Origin of the sequence: Duncaniella freteri (genome assembly GCF_004766125.1) — a bacterium.
GTDB classification, from domain to species: domain Bacteria; phylum Bacteroidota; class Bacteroidia; order Bacteroidales; family Muribaculaceae; genus Duncaniella; species Duncaniella freteri.
Window position 1 is genome coordinate 699,035 of sequence record NZ_SJSA01000002.1, and the last position, 19,108, is coordinate 718,142.

The window sequence follows — 19,108 nt, forward strand, 5'->3', positions numbered from 1 at the left end:
CACACAAATATATATGACAGTTTCAGAAACTTCCGATTTCCAGGCTCAATTGAAACAGGGAATACCTGATGTGCTCCCCCCCGTCCGTCCGCGTGACGAATCAGTGAGCCATGCTCCCCGACGCAAGCAGATACTCACCCCCGAAGAGGAGCGACTCGCCCTCAGGAATGCACTGCGATATTTCCCGCAGAAGTTCCATGCCGAACTGGCACCGGAGTTTGTAAACGAACTCCGCACATATGGGCGCATATATATGTACCGTTTCCGCCCCGACTACAAGATGTATGCCCGCCCGGTGGAAATGTATCCCGCAAAGTCTCAGCAGGCAGCCGCGATAATGATGATGATCCAGAACAATCTGGACCCTGCCGTGGCACAACATCCGCATGAGCTCATCACTTATGGCGGCAACGGCGCGGTGTTCCAGAACTGGGCACAGTATCTCCTCGTAATGAAATATCTGTCGGAAATGACCGACGAGCAGACTCTCGTGATGTACTCAGGCCATCCACTCGGGCTATTCCCATCACACAAGGAGGCTCCGAGAGTAGTGGTCACCAACGGTATGGTCATCCCCAATCACTCCAAGCCTGACGATTGGGAAAGGATGAACGCGCTCGGCGTATCGCAATACGGACAGATGACTGCCGGCTCATATATGTACATAGGCCCGCAGGGTATTGTGCACGGCACCACCATCACAGTGCTCAATGCAGCCCGCCGCCGCTTCACCGAGTCACGCCGCTCCACATCGGGAATGCTATTCGTGTCATCGGGTCTCGGAGGCATGTCGGGCGCACAACCCAAAGCCGGAAATATAGCCGGAGTGGTAAGCGTGGTAGCTGAAATAAATCCCAAGGCTGTCGAGAAACGTCATGCACAGGGATGGGTAGATGAGGTTCACGACTCTCTTGACGAACTTATCCCACGCATACGTGAAGCACGCGCAGCCGGAAAGGCAGTGTCGATGGCTTATCTCGGCAATATCGTCGACCTTTGGGAACGCCTCGCAGCCGAAGGCGAGAGCGTTGACCTGGGATCGGACCAGACATCGCTCCACAATCCGTGGGCTGGAGGATATTATCCGGCAGGACTTACATTTGAGGAGTCAAACGCCATGATGGCTGACAATCCTGAGGAATTCCGCAACCGCGTGCAGGATTCACTGCGCCGTCAGATTGCCGCTATCAATAAGCTTACTGATGCCGGAATGTACTTCTTCGACTACGGCAACGCATTCCTGCTCGAAGCGTCACGCGCAGGAGCCGATGTGATGAAAGCCGACGGAGAGTTCCGCTATCCGTCGTACGTTCAGGACATCATGGGACCACTGTTCTTCGACTACGGTTTCGGACCGTTCCGCTGGGTGTGTGCATCAGGCACACCGGAGGATCTTGCAGTCACCGACCGCATCGCCGCCGAAGTGCTTGAAGAGATAGCCAAGACCGCACCGGAAGATATACGCGGACAGCTCGATGACAATATACACTGGATCAAGTCGGCGGCGGAGAACCATTTAGTGGTGGGCTCTCAGGCGCGCATTCTTTATGCCGATGCTGAAGGACGTGCCAAGATAGCACTTGCCTTCAATGAAGCTATCCGCCGTGGCGAACTTTCAGGCCCTGTAGTGCTCGGACGTGACCACCATGACGTGTCAGGCACCGACTCGCCCTATCGCGAGACCTCAAACATCTATGACGGCTCAAGCTTCTGTGCCGACATGGCTGTCCACAACGTGATCGGCGACTCCTTCCGCGGAGCTACCTGGGTGTCTCTCCACAACGGTGGCGGCGTAGGCTGGGGCGAGGTGGTCAACGGAGGCTTCGGCATGGTGATCGACGGAAGTCCCGAATCAGACACCCGCATAAGCCGTATGCTCCTCTGGGATGTCAACAACGGTATAGCGCGCCGCTCATGGGCACGCAACAGCGGTGCTATCGACGCTATCAGGCGAGAGATGGACCGCACACCCGGCATGACAGTCACCCTGCCCAACTTCGCCGACGACTCAGTGCTCGACAACGCTCTTGCATAACCATATCATCATGATGGTGATGTGGCATAAATCGCGCCACATCACCATCCTTACTCAAAACAATAACCAAGAATCATAATCATACAAACAATAGTATGAACCACGAAATATCCTCCGAATGGCTGACCATTGAGAAGGTCGAAGAGATACTCAATCAGCATGCATCATTGTCACTCTCAGAAGAGGCTGTGGAACGTATCGAAAAGTGCCGCAGATACCTCGATGAAAAGATGGAATCACAGACCGATCCTATATACGGAATCACCACCGGATTCGGATCGCTCTGCAATATATCGATCGACAAGGAGAGCCTGACACAGCTGCAAAAGAATCTTGTGATGTCACATGCGTGCGGACTCGGTGACCGTGTGGCACCACAGATAGTACGACTGATGCTCCTGCTCAAGATACAGTCGCTCTCCTACGGCAATTCAGGAGTGCAGTTAGCCACAGTGCAGCGGCTCATCGACTTCTACAATGCCGACATCCTCCCTGTTGTGTTCAGCCAGGGATCACTCGGAGCATCCGGCGACCTCGCACCCCTCGCCAACCTCAGCCTCCCTCTGCTCGGACTCGGAGAGGTGATGTGGCACGGACACATCATACCTGCATCAGAGGCTCTTGACAATATGGGATGGCGTCCTATCGACCTGCAATCAAAAGAGGGTCTCGCACTGCTCAACGGCACCCAGTTCATGTCAGCCCATGCTGTGGACGCGCTCATCAAGGCTCTGCGCCTGAGCCGCCAGGCCGACAAGATCGCAGCCATGTCGCTCGATGCATTTGACGGCAGAGTGGATGCTTTCGGCGATGAGGTGAACCGTGTGCGCAACCACAAGGGACAGATCGAAACAGCAGCCACAATCCGTGAATACCTCAAAGGCAGCGAGATAGCCGCTCACCCCAAGAAGCATGTACAGGACCCCTACTCTTTCCGCTGCATCCCGCAGGTTCACGGCGCAGCCAAGGACACCATAGCATATGTGAAAGGGAAGATCGAGGATGAGATCAACAGCCCTACTGACAATCCCACAATATTCCCCGACCAGGATATTATAGTTTCAGCCGGCAATTTCCATGGCGAGCCTATCGCACTGCCAATGGATTTCCTTGCCATCGCACTCGCCGAACTTGCAAACATCTCCGAACGCCGTATCTATAAACTCATCTCGGGTGTGCGTCAGCTACCGTCGTTCCTTGTGGCAAAACCGGGCGTGAACAGCGGTTTTATGATACCTCAGTATGCAGCCGCCTCTATCGTGAGCCAGAACAAGGGTCTTTGCTGGCCCAACAGTGTCGACTCCATTCCCTCTTCCCAGGGACAGGAGGACCATGTGTCAATGGGCTCGAATGCAGCTACCAAACTGATACGTGTGGCAGAGAATGCCGAACGAGTGCTTGCCATAGAACTGTTCAACGCCGCTCAGGCTCTCGATTTCCGCCGTCCGCTCAAATCGTCGGATACAATCGAGGAATTCCATAATGCATTCCGTCGTGAAGTGCCTTTCATACAGACCGATACAGTGATGTATCCGTTCATTGAAAAGTCAGTCCAGTTCCTCCGTCAGAATTAACACAGTATGCTCCTTATAAAGAACATAGGAGCGATAGTCGGCGTGCGTGATCACGCCGACTGTCCGCTTCGCGGTGAAGTGATGAACCACCTCCCTGAGCTTCACGATGCATGGCTGATGACAGACGGTGACAGGATACATTCCTTCGGTAAAATGTCGGAATGTCCGGAACGTGCCGACGAAGAGATTGATGCCCGCGGAGGTTGGCTCTTCCCTGCATTCTGCGACTCACACACCCATCTGGTGTTTGCCGGAAACCGTGAAAAGGAATTCGTCGACAAAATCAACGGTCTGAGCTATGCGGAGATAGCCGCCCGAGGAGGAGGCATACTCAATTCCGCTGACCGTCTGCACGGCTACACCGAGCAACAGCTATTTGAGGAAGCGGCACCACGACTTGACGCCATAATAGCCTCGGGCACAGGTGCAGTAGAGCTAAAGAGCGGATATGGACTGACTCTTGAAGATGAGTTGAAGATGCTCCGCGTGATAGCCCGCATAAAGGAGGAATATCCGTTGGCAGTGCGCTCAACATTCCTTGGAGCACATGCCGTAGGCCGTGCCTATGAGGGCAGGCAGGAGGAATATGTCGACTATGTGTGCCGCGAGATGATTCCTGCTGTGGCGGCCGAAAGGCTTGCCGACTATGTGGACGTGTTCTGCGAGCAGGGATTTTTCACAGTTGAACAGACCGACAGGATATTCAACCATGCCGAACGCTACGGCATTACCCCCCGCCTTCATGCCAATCAGCTCCACTGTTCAGGCGGAGTGCAGGTGGGAGTAAAACACGGAGCTGCATCTGTGGACCATCTTGAGAACATCGGCCAGACCGAGATAGACATACTCGCGACCTCCGACACCATTGCAACCGTACTTCCGGGAGCCTCATTCTTCCTGAATATGTGTCACGCCCCTGCACGCGAGCTTATCAAGGCTGGTGCCGCTGTAGCCATTGCCTCGGACTATAATCCCGGCTCATCACCGTCAGGCGACATGCGGTTCATGTCGTCGCTCGGATGCATACAGCTGCGGATCACTCCGGAGCAGTCGCTCAATGCGTCCACTCTCAACGGAGCGGCGGCAATGGGGCTTGCCGAGAGCTACGGATCAATCACTCCGGGCAAGACGGCTTCATTCTTCCTCACGCGTCCACTCCCCTCTGCCGCCTATCTGCTGTATTCCTATACTGAACCTCTCATTACCAAAGTATTCCTCCAAGGCAGGAACTTTTTATAGGACCATAGAACCATATTTTATAATAGGCCAAATGACCAGCGACTATATTAAAAAAACTATAGCCCCTGGTCATTTGGTCTATTATAAAATTCTTAATCAGAGAGTAAGATCGAATGTCTTTGTGACAGGGGGCATGCATATTGAGGCATCACACACCTGATAACGTATCTTGCAGGTCACTACCCCTGTGCCTGAGCCTTTGATGCGCTGACGGAACACCCCTGTGCCAATATAGTAAGTGGTAGCAGTAGCCGAAGGTGACGGCGCAGGAAGCACCAGTTCTCCGACTTTTTCATACCCCTCAGGCAGTTCCACTGTAATTTCGGTAGGTATAAACGAATCTCCGCCGGCAAGAGTGGCGTAGGTATGGAACCCGTCATGAACAGTCATAGTGACCACCACATCCTTAGTGCCGTCAGGACCGTCAGCCAACTCAGCCTTAAGAGCCACCGGATTATCGGCATCAGTCACACCGGCAGGTACGGCTGGCACCACAGGAGCATTCCCATCCGACTTGTCGCGTACCGAATAGTCGTTTCCGGGGACAGCCGGATCAAGCGTATCCACGAGCCAGAGCCATCCGCCGCTTTCGGTGAAGAACATTCGGTCGCGGTTGGCATCAAGCCATGATTTCCACTGTGCTGGGGTAGAGAAACGGCAGAGAGTGTAACGCTCAAGGAGCCGCCTGCCCTTTTCGGCATCATTGCCGCCATTCTCAAGAAGCTCGACCGCCTTGTAGAGCAACCGTATATCATTGTTGGCAATCTTCAGTGAGCGGGCATCCTGGTCGACCACAATCCCATAAGCACCATCGGTGGTAAAGTATGGACGATTTTTGTCGTAATAGCGGGCGTATTCCTCCTCATCCTCACCGAATATCTCATAAAGCTTAGGATCCTGTTTCTGCAAATACTGATCGTACGGCTCCTGCACAGGCTTCTCAGGTGCCGGAAACTTCAGATACATCTCATCAGCAGGCAAAAGCTTCTCTCCTGCCGCTTTCCTGGATTTCACGGCAGTTATCATACTATCCATCATATGATAAAACTTCATATTGGTATCAAATCGGTCCTTCCAACATGCGCGTGAGACTGTATACTTAGCGGCTGTCGCCCTATCGCGGGTGGCTATACCCTCGTCCTTCTTGCGTGCTATGACATGCCTGCCGTTAAAATCCTTCATATACACTATGGCATTGGCAAGTGCCGCCTTGGCAGGCTCGGTCATATCAGACGGCTTGGCGGCAAAACCCCAATGGAAAAAGTTGCCGTGACGCCCTATGGCTACAGCATCAATGCTCTTGGCGCATACACCGCTCGAAATAATCTCCGCTTCGGGGGAGTCGGTATAGCCCCACGGACGCGACACCATGCCTATGCGTTTTCCGTTCTCAGGGGTCACCGCACTATGCACAAGCCACATTTCGGTCAGTTCAGGAAGAGTGTAACCGTAGATAGGACAATATTCTTTTGCATTTTCGGGAGTTGGCAGCATCTCTGATCTGATGCTGACTTTGAAGGGACCGTTGAATATGGCGTGATCCTTTTTCCAATTGTGGGCATAGTTATCGAGACACAGACAGAACCAGTCGTTCTTTGTGCCGACCGAGCGTCCCAGATCCTCGCTCATCTCAGCGATACATACTGCGGCACGGTCAAAATCGTCGGGGAGATAGGCGGGACGGATGTACTTTATGATCCTGCCTTTATCGTCAGTCTCACGTACGGCGGGACGTATCGCTTTAGGACGACCGTCAAACACTGTGACATCATATCCGTCCGACATTCCGGAGGTGTAGTCCTTGCCGTCGACAGCCCTGACCTTATTGAAACGTTGCTTCAGGAACTTTGTAAAATCGGCTGTACGCTCCTTCACTGACTTCGCGATCACAGCCGAATCGATGGAGACCCCACCTATGGTATTGATGTCGGGAGAACCTCCCACATAGAGAACACTCACGTCCTCCTTGGCTTGGGCAGAGAGCATAACAGCCCCTGAAGCCAATAATGCTATCAGCTTTTTCATAAAAAAGTTGCTTATGTCCGTTGTTGTATCTTTTCTTTTTTCCAAATGTGAAGCCGCGGCCAGAAGCCGCGAGACAACACATATATATTACTTAACGAGCTCGGCGAGCTTGGCGTCAAGTTCTTCTTCTCCGTCGAAGCGGCCTACCATCTTACCCTCGGCATCAACGATGAACTTAGAGGGGATGTACTGGATAGCATAGTTGTCGGAATTCTTGCCACCCTCGTCGAATACGTTGCTGTAAAGCTCAAGACCGCTGTTCTGAGTGTTGATGAATTCCTTCCATGCGTCCTGGTCACGGTCGAGAGACACTGCGAGGATAGCGAAGTTCTTATCCTTGTAAGTGTCATAGATGCTCTTTACGTGTGGGAGTGAAGCACGGCATGGACCGCACCATGTAGCCCAGAAGTCGATAAGCACAACCTTACCCTTGAGGTCGCTGAGCTTGACATCATTGCCGTTCTGGTCCTTTCCTGAGATTTCTGGAGCCTGCGCGCCGGGCTGGATAGCTTCAAGAGCGGCGATGTACTTGGCGGTAGCCTCGTCAGCAGCCTGAACCTCGGGAGTGAAAGAGTTGTAGATCTCCTTGAGCTCTTCAAGGCTAAGATCGTTCTTCACCTGCTGAAGCACCATGGGAGAATAGAGAGATGCAGGATGAGTCTTGAGGAAGTTCATCTGAGCGTCCTTCACCTGAGAGATGAGACCGTCATATACAGTCTGGAGAGAATCCATCTTAACAGAATCGTTCTGAGCAGCCATGAATTCCTGGCGCAGAGGCATTATCTGAGCATACACTGCCTCCTGGATGCTGCTGAGAGAGTCGTTCTGAGCATTGATTTCAGAACCTGAGATCTCAGCCTTGGAGTAATCGTCGCCATTGAGAGCGATGGTGATTGTACCCGGCTCGATGATCATCTGACGCATCTTCTTGTTAGTGTAAGAGGGCTCGCCAGAGTAGATGGTGCACTGCTTGGGAAGCTCGATGTTGCCGGTGAATGTGAAAGCACCGTTAACTACGGCTACGCTGTCCTTAAATACAGAGTCTCTGTCCACCATAAAGTGGAGACGTACCCACTCTCCGTCGGGAAGGTCGGTAGTACCGTTGATGGTGTACTCGGTAGAGGGCTTTGAGTTACAAGCACTCATGACAACAAGCATGCCGAGACCGAGAATTGATAATTTTTTCATCTTGTTATGGATGTTAGAAAATGATTGGATAGTTAGTTGTGTGTCCGTTGTCAAGAAAAGATACGAAAAGGGACATAAGCAACTTTTGAAAACAAAAGTACAATAAATATTTGTAACTTACGCCCTTTTCGGTAATATTTCTACTCCCAGAGGTCTATAAGACAGCGTTTATCTGAAGATCTCGGCAAAGCGTGCATCGAGCTCCTCGTTGGTATCCATCTTACCGATCACAGTGCCGTCGGCTGCAATCAGGTACTTGGTGGGGAGATAATGGACCGCATACTTGTCGCTTTGGTCGCCTGACTTATCGTAGCCGGCAAACTGTCCGTCAGGGGTGGTGTTCATCTTGAGTCCGCGAAGGATATTGTGATAATCCTCAATGCCTTCCTCCACAATCACCTCTTTCCATTTGTCCGGAGATGAGTCATTGTCTGCCACGCAGAACACCTCGAATCCCCTATCGTGATACTTATTGTAAAGCTCTCTGACATGAGGAAGGGCGGCACGACATGGGCCGCACCATGTAGCCCAGAAGTCGATAAGCACAACTTTGCCCTTGAGGTCGCTGAGCCTTATCTCCTTTCCGTCGGGGTTATTGCCGATAAGGTCAGGGGCTGGTTTTCCCGGCTGGATCGACTCAAGAACTTCGAGTTCCTGTGCCACCTCCTCTGCGGAAGCCTGCACTTCCGGAGTAAGACCATCGAATGCGGCTTTAAGATCGGGATAGGACATATGTCCGGCTGTCATATTCAGGAGGACAGCGGAATAGTAGGATGCAGGATGAGACTTGATGAACTCAATTGTCATTGTATCATAAATATTCCCGAGAGAGTCGGATTTTGCTTCAAGTGCCGGACGTGCAAGCTGATCGGCACCCTGCATAGCCTGACGCACCGACTTTATCTCCTCCTGTATGGGGCGTATAAGAGCCTCGTACTCGTACATCTCATCCTGAGTCCTTGAACCTGATATTTTCGCTCCGCTGAAATCCTCGGCAGTAAGACCTGTCACGGTCATCTCGGAAGGCTCAAGATATATGCCGGCACGTGTCTTGCTTTCCCAGTTCATGACGTCGCCCATGTAGAACGTCGCACTGACCGGAACCTCAGCAATGCCGGTAAACGCAAATGTCCCATCAGCAATAACAGTACTGTCAGTCTTTACCGAGTCATTCCGAGCATACACAAGATAGATAGTCTGCCCGTCGGCACCGTCAATTGTGCCTTTGAGATCGAACTGATTGGCAGGGCGGGAGTTGCAGGCTGTCAACACTGCGACAGCACCGAGTGCAAGAATTGATAATTGTTTCATTGTGATTGAATTAATATGCAGGGACACAGGGCGGAGTGTATATGGTGGAGATGTCTTGAAAAAGCTGTTTGTTTTTGTGTTTCTGAAGCTACAGCTCGCTCCGCCGGTGTGTCCCTGCAAAATTAAGATTAGTTCATATAAGGCTTGAAATTGGGATTATTGTTGATGACGTTCTGAGGTATCGGGAACACCCATAGTGACGACTCGGGGGTGAGAGTCATGTCTATTTCGACAAGTGTGCGCCTGTAGGTCTCCTTGTAGTCATCGAGCTGTGTCCAACGCTTCTTGTCGACGAACGACCATACCGACATCATGTTCTCTCCAAGGGCAGTGCTCTTGAGATGCCCGATGGCTGTAGCCTTGTCGTTCACGGAACCTTCGAGGGGAGCATACACCGAAGGGTCGATACGGTTAACACGGATCTTGTCAAGATGCCCCATGGCTTCATTGTAATGCCCCTCGCCGATGGCACATTCGGCAAGCACAAGATACATCTGAGTGGAACGCAGACCTATAACAGGCCACGAAGAATCCATATCCATAGTCATGAAAAGCCCGGGGACACCTATCATCATCTGAGAAGGATCCATAAGTCCTTCATATGAAGCATTAAGAGTGTTGAACCTGTCATGAATCAGATGTCCCGGTTCAAGCTGACCGACATTCAGCCATGTGTTGTAGAACTCGATATTATAGTCAGCGAAATAGTCCTCCGGACATTCAAGCTTCTTACGCAGGATAGCCTGATAAGGGGCCCCGGTTATACCTCCATAGCATGTGGTAAGCATGCTGTTATAATCGGCTACGGTGCTCTTTATATCCAAAGCCCTCCGGGCATCCTGCGCGGCAAGGTCATATCTCTGCATCGACATGTGCACGAGCGCGCGGATGGCATAAAGACAAGGCTTGCTGAAACGTAGCTGATTGACTGCCGACTCAGGAAGGGCATCAAGCTCGTCGGCAGCATCAAGGTCAGCTATGATATTGTCATAGAACACATCCAATGTCACCGGTTCGGTAGGTGACTTTATGTCCTGGTCCTCTTTGACATATGACAGAGCCACGGTATGAGACGCTGTGGCAGGATTGTAGGCAGGCGCAAATTTCTGAACAGCAAGAAAGTGGAAGTAAGCACGCACCACATATGCCTCAGCCTTCAAAGCAGCCTTGGTGGCACCATCACCATCGGCAGCATCCACCATCGACAGAATCGGGTTGGCGATACGCCCTATGTATTCATAGCACCCTGAATACCATGCATCGGATGCGGTAAGCTCCGGAAGTTTTTCATCATGTCCGGCCTCATCCCATCCCATAATAATGGAATTGGTAGTCTTTACAGGCACTTTTAGGATGGTTGACAATGGAGAGTACGCATATATAAGGTCACCGCACACCTCCTGCATTGTCGTCGCCCTGAGGCTGTAGTCGGCATTAAGGAGCAGTTCAAGGTCCTGGGTACGGTTAAGCAAGTTCTTGCCTTTGGCATCGATCTCAGTGAAGTCCGAACATGATGACATTGCAATCGCACTTACAATCATACCCGCCGCTATATATTTGATTTTCATATTTTTCAAAATTAACGTATTGTTGATACTCTTTATTAATTTCAATCTCTAAACTAAAAATTATCAGAGATTAAGATTAAGCCCTACCATATAGGAGGTGGGCCTGCGTATTCCAAGTGTCTCAGGGTCAACGCCAATATCATTGGCAGTCCACAAAGCCTTAGGATTGTTGACCTGGAAACTGACTGTGAGCAGATTTATTCCGAAACGGCGCAGCCAAGTCTCAGGAATTGTGTAACCGAGCACAATATTGCGAAGCTTAAGGAATGAGGCATCGCGGACTGCGGTATTCGAGTAACTCGGCTCAGAGCCTATCAAGGTGGAAGAGTAAATGCCAAGCCCCGGGACATCGGTCTTATTCTCAGGGGTCCATGCGTCAACAAAGTAAGAAGCCATTGGAGATGTGAACGTGTTGAACACTTCCGTCTGAGCCAATGCACGCATTTTGTGTCCGCCATAATATGCAAGCACGAAACCAAGGCTCAGCCCATTCCACTTGAAGGTGTTGTCGATACCCATAATGTACTTGGGGTCGCTCTGTCCGGAGAATTCAAGTATATCTATACTCCTGCCTGAAGCGTTATGCTGCACAGCCCCATTCTCCACATAGAAAAGAGTCTGCCCCTCCTGCCCTATCTTGTCAGAGATGCCGGCGAAACGATAGCTCCACATGGCATTGACCGGATATCCGACCTTATAAGGCTTGCTGATAAGCTGATGGGCTATGGTTGCCGGGTTCTCGACATCGGTGACCTCGTTGGTATTGTAGGTGAATGTCAAACTTGTAGTCCAGGAGAAATCACGACGGCTACGAGGCACAAACCAGTCATAGCTTGCAACAAGCTCGACACCACGGTTGCGTATGGATGCTGCATTGGCGACAATGGAAGTGAATCCGGTTGTCGGATCGAGATTAATGCCGTTGAATATATCTTTGCCGACCTTATTATAGAAATCGAATGATCCGCGCAGACGATAGTTGAATAGGCTGAAATCGAGACCGACGTTGGTGGTACGGTTCTGCTCCCAACGCAAATCAGGATTGGCAGGAGAGGTCACTGTGCCAAACGGCAGATTGGTATTGCCGTTGATCTCTCCGGCTGAGGCTGTCATCACAGATGTAGCACCCTGATATATATTGCCTGTCACACCATAGGACACTCGCAGCTTAAGGAAGCTTAGCCAAGGGGCAAAATCCCGTACGAAACCCTCGTTATGCACATTCCATCCGGCACCTACCGACCACAGAGGCTTGCCACGGAACTTGGAATTGAGACCGAACACATCGGCATAGTCCTTACGGAACGAACCGAACACATTGTACTTCTCATCGTAAGTGTATGTGAGGTTGGCATATCCTGAGCCGTAACGGTGATTGACCTCGGGTACGAGACCCATACCATCCTCCATATAGGGACCGAACACAAACTGATTGCAAGGGTAGCCTCCGGCCTCCAACATGAATAGCGGGCTGTTGCGCATCTGGCTAAGCTTGCCGAAGTCGACAGTGTGAGTGGAGCTTGACTGCAACTGCTCATCGTATCCGAGAGCAAGAGCCTTGGTGCCCTTGCTGGTTGTCTCGCGGAACTCCAGACCGGCTATGGCTGCAATATCGTGCTTGCCGAATGTGCGGGAGTAGTTTAGCTGACCGCGGGCAGTCCAGTAGTTGCCCTCGATCTCATTGGTCTGAAGGAAACCGCCCGAGCGTGGAGTATAGTAATCCACTGTGCCCTCGGCAGTGCGGTAAGCGAATGCGTTACGCATAGATCTCGCAGCATGGCTCTTTTCCGTTGCAAGATGCTTCTGATTCTGAGTGTCAACCTCATAGATGAACTGAGCATTAGCAGTAAGACCGGGAAGAATCCTGAAGAGCAGATCGCCATGGTAACGCATGTTCTGACGACGGTCGGTCTGAGTGTTGTTGTACATCTCATCCACGACATTCACGCCAAGATTGTGCATACCTTCACCCGGATCCCACCATTCATTACCGTTATACCATGGGTACTGAAGCTTGATAGAGCCATCTGCATTATAGAAAGGATAGTAAGGAGCAAAAGCCCATGGGTTATCAGCCGAACTGTTATAATCAGATCCATAAGTACGATCGGTAGAGTATATAGAGTTGATCGACACTGTGGCAGTAAGCCATTTGGCAATATCGAAGCTACCTTTGTAAGATATGTTAAGCCACTCGGACTTGTGATTGATCATGCCGCTGTTGTCGTGCTTATAATTCAGGACAATGCTGTTGCGCGACTTGTCGGACGCACTGCGCAGGGCGATGTTGTACTGCTGGACCAACTGACGGCGATACACATTGTCGGCATAGTCACGAGCAAAGTTGTTGCCTTTCAGCCCGTCAATTATGCTGTTGAGCTGATTACGGTCAATGGCTCCTGTGGCAAGCTGATAATAAGAGTAGTCGATAAGACTCGGGTATGCCTGTCCGGTTTTCAATCCCTGAAGGAAACTTTTAATATTCTGCTCAGGGTCATTGTTGCGGACGTCATCCTTGACGAAATATTTGTATTCCATATATTCAGTCTCAGCCTTGATGTGCTCTTCGGGAGTCATATAGAAATTGTCGTGATAGTCCATGTTCCTGTTCTCGTACCATGTGAGGTTGGCAGAAAAATCTATATCGATCTTACCTTTCTTTTTAGCATTCTTGGTTGTGACCACTATAATGCCGTTGGCAGCACGCGCACCATATATAGCGGATGCGGATGCGTCCTTGAGCACATTGACACTCTCGATGTCATAAGGATTGATATCATCGAGGCTACCCTCGATAGGCAGACCGTCAACCACAAGCAGCGGAGCAGTAGAGCCGCTGAGGGTGCCGACGCCACGGATGATGGGCTTGCCCCCATAGGTGGATAGACCTGCGACACGTCCCTCAAGATTGTCAAGCAGGTTGAGGGTATAACGCTCCTCAAGCTTTTCGGAGCTTATTGTTGCCACGGAGCCAGTCATTTTTTCTTTCTTGATGTCCTGATAGCCAGTCACAACCACTTCGCTCATCATGGTGACATGTGTCTCCATATTGAAACGTATGTCGTGCATATTCTTAGGGGTCACTTTCACCGACACAGGCTTCATGCCGACAAACACTGCCGTGACCATAGGATTGAGAGCTGTGACGTCAGATATGGTGAATTTTCCGTCAACATCACTGACCGTTATCTTGGTGGTGCCGTCAATCATGATGGTGGCACCGGCGAGAGGCTCGTTCTCCTCGACATCGTAGACAACACCTTTTATATCACCTTTAACAATGTCGACACCGACATTTGGGCGTTTGAGTATGACAGTCTTATCAACCACTTCATAGTCGAGAAACATATTGACAGATATGACACGATTAAGCATCTGCTCAAGGGTCAGACCAGTGTAATTGCATGTCACCGGGCTTTTTGCCGCCTTGAGTATATCTTTCTGATAGACAAACTCCAGCCCGGTATCGTGCTTGAGAGTGTTGATCACAGCCTCGGGCGTGGCTTTGTCGAATGAGACATTGTACGCTCGCGCATAACCGTCGAGCGGCACAAGCAATGTGACCGCCAGCAACAGGGCTAATAGTACTTTCTTCATTGTAAGATTGTTTTTTGAAGGGGTTAAATAAAAAAGATTGATAATGATGTCTCTCTATATATAGGATTACAGTTGCCTTGTGATGAGGACTTTGTCGCCATGAGTAATGAATTTAAGACCGCCGCTTTTCTCGATTATGGAGATTGCCGTTGCGAAGTCGGCATAACGCGGTATGCTTCCCATAAACACGATATTCTCAAGCTCAGTTTCGGCAAACTCGTAAGTAATATCATACCATCGGCTCAAATCACGCATTATCGAGGCGAGCGGCTGCTCCTCGAACACAAAGCGTCCGTTTCTCCAGCCAGTGATGACAGAGGGGTCGACCACCTTCATTTCCACTTTTGGGTTGTTGCGGTCGAGCATTGCCTGATGACCCGGAGACAGCATAACCTCTCCGGAATGGAAATCGCGGCGAGTGAGAGATATCGACCCCTCCTCAAGAGTAGTATAGACTATGGGGTCGTCGGCATAGGCACGGACATTGAAGGAAGTGCCGTAGACGCGGATAGTCTGTTCGGGGGTCTCGACATAGAAGGGGCGCGAAACATCGTGCTTTACAACAAAATAAGCCTCGCCTGTCACCTGGACGCGGCGTTCGCCAGGACTGAATACCTCGGGATAACGCAGAGTGGACTCGGAATTGAGCCACACTTCGGTGCTGTCCTCAAGTACCACCTTGAATTCTCCTCCGCGAGGCACATCCAGGCACAGTTCCGGGACACGGTCGACAGGACAGTTATGCGACAGGAGTATCCGATTGCCAACCTGAGAAGTGTCCTGCGCACGGAGTGTGACAGCTGAACCTGACGTGGATGTGAGGCGTGCCCGGACCGAGCCCGGAAGGATTTCGTCAAGACGCCTGACCTTCACCGAATCATCCGCTTCCGCCATTGGGGCATTTCCGGTGGAAAGACTTATACCATCACCCACATTATATATATGACAGGCGACACCTATCCCGATAACCACTGCCACAACTGCCGCCACAGATACAAACCTTGACCACAGCCTGCGGCGCGAGGCAGATATGCGGCGTGACATATCCTCCATAGGACGCTCGATGCGCACAAGCTCGCGACGCGCGAGCTGGCGGGTGATATAATCCTCATCGGCAAGACGATGCAGGAGGGCCTGACGCTCGGGAGAGCCCTCAGCCCACCGACGGAGCTCTTCAAGCTCACCGGAGGTGCATTTTCCGATCATGTATCGGTATAGAAGTCTTTTTACTGATTCCATTTTTACTGCCTTTACACAGATAGAGCGCAATGGATGTGAAAAGGTATATCAAATTTTTACACTTTTTGCAAGAAATTTTGTTAATCATAATTTCAGGTTTGGGATATTGGAGAAAATCGTTAAATTTGCAATGTGTTTAATTACGACCACATCTATAAATCCTTCCGTTCAGGGAAGCTTGAACCCTTCTACGAGAATTTATATCCCGGGCTGCTTGTTTATGCCTCAAGGCAGCTCGGGGATGAATTATCCTATCTGGCAGAGGACTGTGTGCAGGATGCAGTGATGGATTCATTCAATGAGCGTCACAGGCTCGGGAATTCAATGGCATGGTATTCCTACATGCTTAAGAGCATATTCCACAGTTCGGTAAGCCTGGTGAGGAAGAATAATTCACGTAACAACTACCTTGATTCAGGGGTTGCAGAGCAAGCAACTCCCGACCTTGATGTGGCGATTCTTGAACAGGAGGCACTGGATATGCTCTACCAGGCAATAGAGACACTGCCACAGAAGTATCGTGTAATACTCAGAATGAGCTTTGTAGAGGGGCTCAGGAATGCCGAAATAGCCAAGAGACTGGGGATTGCTGAAATCACGGTAAAAAAGCAGAAAGCCCAGATGCTGGCAATGCTGCGCGACAAGCTGCAATTACCCCCCCATTATATTTTCCTTATTATCAAGTTATTACACTTATATACAATAATTATATGTGACATGGTGGAGCATCGGTGTCTAAACATATCTTAACAATGAGATGTTTTAATTTCATAAAAACATCTCATCACTATGTCATCCGCAAATACCGTCCCGGCAACTGTGCCTGAAAGACCGAGAAGACCACGAATAATCGAGGTGATGAACCTCATCGTGCTAATACTGTCGGTGCTGCTCATTGTGTTCATTTCGGTAGACACCTTTAAGAAAGTCAATTTTCTGGAGAACCATTCCTATATGGTATTTCAGCTATGGGTGTGCATTTTCTTTATTGCCGATTTCTTTATGGAGCTGACCTATAGCGACAAGAAATGGTCGTTCGTGAGGCGCAGGCTCGCATTCCTGCTGCTGTCGATCCCCTATCTCAATATAATAAACCTTACAGGGATGCATCTGTCGGGCGATGTGCTCTACTTCGTGCGGTTCATACCTCTGGCACGCGGCGCGCTTGCCATGTCGATAGTGATCGGATATCTGTCGAGCAATGCTGTGACAAGCCTGTTCATGTCGTATATAGTGATCCTGCTTATGATCACATATTTCTGTTCGCTCATATTCTATGCAATGGAGCAGCCGGTCAACTATCAGGTGACCACCTATTGGTCCGCATTATGGTGGGCACTGATGAACATGTCGACTGTGGGCTGCGACATATCGCCAGTGACTGTAGCCGGGAAAATAGTAGCAGTGATCCTCCCCATAGCAGGGATGATCGTATTCCCGCTGTTCACAGTGTATCTCACAAATTTCCTGACGGGTTATGTGAAAGGGATGGCAGAGAAATAAACGTAAATCATATTGATTTTCGGTTTACGGGAATTTTTCGTACCTTTGCACCTTGAAATTTAGCGAGATAATTAATCGACATGATAGCTGTTAATAATTTAGGGATACAATTCGGTAAAAGAGTGCTGTTTCAGGATGTGAACCTCAAGTTCACTCCCGGCAACTGCTACGGAATCATCGGTGCGAACGGTGCCGGAAAATCGACTCTCATGCGCATACTCAGCGACCAGCTCAGCCCGACTCACGGAACAGTGACACAAGGACCTGGCGAACGTATGAGCGTGCTTGAGCAGGACCACTTCAAGTTTGACGACTGCACAGTAATCGAAACTGTGCTACGCGGGCACACCGTACTGTGGGACATCATGCAGGAGAAGGATGCCCTTTATGCCAAGGAGGACTTCTCGGATGCCGACGGCATACGCGCCTCGGAACTTGAGGAACGATTCGCAGAGCTCGAAGGATGGAACGCCGAGAGCGAGGCAGCCGCGCTGCTCAGCGGTCTCGGCATTAAGGAGGACAAGCACTATACCCTCATGCGCGACATGAGCGGTAACGAGAAGGTGCGTGTGCTTCTTGCCAAAGCACTCTTCGGCAATCCTGACAACCTGCTTCTCGACGAGCCTACCAACGACCTTGACCTCGACACTGTGGCATGGCTGGAGGACTACCTGTCAAAGTTTGAGAACACTGTACTGGTTGTGAGCCATGACCGTCACTTCCTTGATTCGGTGTGCACCCACACTCTTGACATTGACTATAACAAGCTGACACTTTTTGCCGGAAACTACAGTTTCTGGTACGAATCGTCACAGCTTGCCCTGCGCCAGCAGCAGCAGGCCAATAAGAAGGCTGAGGAAAAGCGTAAGGAGCTGCTTGAATTCATACAGCGATTCAGCGCGAACGTAGCCAAGTCAAAACAGACCACCTCTCGCAAAAAGATGCTTGAGAAACTCAATGTCGAGGAGATCCAGCCATCGTCACGCCGCTATCCGGGCATAATCTTCACCCCCAACCGCGAACCAGGCAACAAGATACTTGAGGTGAAAGGACTGTCGGCAAGCATTGACGGCGAAGTGCTGTTCAAGGATGTGAACTTCCAGGTGGAGAAGGGTGACAAGATAGCGTTCCTGAGCCATGACCCGCGTGCGATGACTGCCCTGTTTGAAATCGTCACCGGCAACCGGAAGCCCGACGCCGGCACCTACGAGTGGGGACAGACCATCACTACCGCGTATCTGCCGCTTGACAACACAGGGTTCTTCAACACCGACCTGAGTCTTGTCGACTGGCTGTCGCAATACTCCAACGATAACTCGGAAATATATCTCAAAGGCTTCCTCGGCAAGATGCTCTTCTCAGGCGAGGAGGTGCTCAAGAAAGCTTCGGTGCTATCAGGCGGCGAGAAGATGCGATGCATGATAGCACGCATGATGATGACTGATGCCAATACCCTGGTGCTTGACTCGCCTACCAACCATCTTGACCTTGAGTCAATACAGGCGTTCAACAACACACTACAGTCGTTCAAAGGCAATCTGCTGCTGTCAAGCCATGACCATGAGTTCATACAGACCGTGTGCAACCGTATCATCGAGCTAACACCCAACGGCACCATCGACAAGCTGATGGATTACGATGATTACATCACTGACGCGAAGGTGCTTGCAGCAAGGGAGAAAATGTACTCGTAAGGCAAAGAACCTCATATATACCACAACACCCCTCCGACCGTTAATACAAGTCGGAGGGGTGTTGTGGTATATATAAAACTATTACTGTCCGCTAAACTTTTTTAGTAGCGGTTGAAAATTAGGGCTGGCACCTAT

12 protein-coding genes are annotated in these 19,108 nt (G+C 50.6%); 6 read left to right on the forward strand and 6 right to left on the reverse strand.

From position 1 onward, the window contains the following. Window positions 1-13: 13 nt before the first annotated feature. The 3 genes from EZ315_RS13145 to hutI all read left to right on the forward strand — a co-directional run bounded on the left by EZ315_RS13145 (window position 14) and on the right by hutI (window position 4,848). Window positions 14-2,035: a urocanate hydratase gene (locus tag EZ315_RS13145; RefSeq protein ID WP_135472484.1), complete on the forward strand. Its 2,022-nt coding sequence runs from the start codon at window positions 14-16 to the stop codon at window positions 2,033-2,035. Between the two features lie 95 nt (window positions 2,036-2,130). Beyond that, complete coding sequence (gene hutH / locus EZ315_RS13150; RefSeq protein ID WP_135472485.1) at window positions 2,131-3,609, forward strand: histidine ammonia-lyase; 1,479 nt, start codon at window positions 2,131-2,133, stop codon at window positions 3,607-3,609. Between the two features lie 6 nt (window positions 3,610-3,615). After that, window positions 3,616-4,848 carry an imidazolonepropionase gene (gene hutI, locus EZ315_RS13155; protein ID WP_135472486.1) on the forward strand — a complete coding sequence of 411 codons (1,233 nt, stop codon included), beginning with the start codon at window positions 3,616-3,618 and terminating at the stop codon, window positions 4,846-4,848. A 96-nt stretch (window positions 4,849-4,944) separates the two neighbouring features. Here hutI and EZ315_RS13160 read toward each other — a convergent pair whose 3' ends face one another. The 6 genes from EZ315_RS13160 to EZ315_RS13185 all read right to left on the reverse strand — a co-directional run bounded on the left by EZ315_RS13160 (window position 4,945) and on the right by EZ315_RS13185 (window position 15,776). Next, complete coding sequence (locus EZ315_RS13160) at window positions 4,945-6,873, reverse strand: protein-disulfide reductase DsbD N-terminal domain-containing protein (RefSeq protein WP_135472487.1); 1,929 nt, start codon at window positions 6,871-6,873, stop codon at window positions 4,945-4,947. An 87-nt stretch (window positions 6,874-6,960) separates the two neighbouring features. Then, entirely contained in the window at window positions 6,961-8,061 is a 1,101-nt protein-coding gene (locus EZ315_RS13165; protein WP_135472488.1) for a TlpA disulfide reductase family protein, read from the reverse strand. Window positions 8,062-8,229: 168 nt separating this feature from the next. Beyond that, complete coding sequence (locus EZ315_RS13170; RefSeq protein WP_135472489.1) at window positions 8,230-9,372, reverse strand: TlpA disulfide reductase family protein; 1,143 nt, start codon at window positions 9,370-9,372, stop codon at window positions 8,230-8,232. Window positions 9,373-9,500: 128 nt separating this feature from the next. Then, complete coding sequence (locus EZ315_RS13175; protein WP_135472490.1) at window positions 9,501-10,940, reverse strand: RagB/SusD family nutrient uptake outer membrane protein; 1,440 nt, start codon at window positions 10,938-10,940, stop codon at window positions 9,501-9,503. A gap of 63 nt (window positions 10,941-11,003) precedes the next feature. Beyond that, on the reverse strand, window positions 11,004-14,537 hold the full coding sequence (locus EZ315_RS13180) for a SusC/RagA family TonB-linked outer membrane protein (RefSeq protein WP_135472491.1): 3,534 nt from the start codon (window positions 14,535-14,537) through the stop codon (window positions 11,004-11,006). 66 nt (window positions 14,538-14,603) lie between these two features. Then, on the reverse strand, window positions 14,604-15,776 hold the full coding sequence (locus EZ315_RS13185; protein ID WP_135472492.1) for a FecR family protein: 1,173 nt from the start codon (window positions 15,774-15,776) through the stop codon (window positions 14,604-14,606). Between the two features lie 132 nt (window positions 15,777-15,908). Here EZ315_RS13185 and EZ315_RS13190 point away from each other — a divergent pair, with 132 nt between their 5' ends. From EZ315_RS13190 to EZ315_RS13200, 3 genes are all read left to right on the forward strand, one after another. Further along, entirely contained in the window at window positions 15,909-16,526 is a 618-nt protein-coding gene (locus EZ315_RS13190) for an RNA polymerase sigma factor (protein WP_170957552.1), read from the forward strand. 39 nt (window positions 16,527-16,565) lie between these two features. Continuing rightward, window positions 16,566-17,279, forward strand: a complete 714-nt coding sequence (locus EZ315_RS13195; protein WP_135472494.1) for a potassium channel family protein — start codon at window positions 16,566-16,568, stop codon at window positions 17,277-17,279. Between the two features lie 80 nt (window positions 17,280-17,359). Continuing rightward, complete coding sequence (locus tag EZ315_RS13200; protein ID WP_135472495.1) at window positions 17,360-18,973, forward strand: ABC-F family ATP-binding cassette domain-containing protein; 1,614 nt, start codon at window positions 17,360-17,362, stop codon at window positions 18,971-18,973. Window positions 18,974-19,108 lie beyond the last annotated feature (135 nt).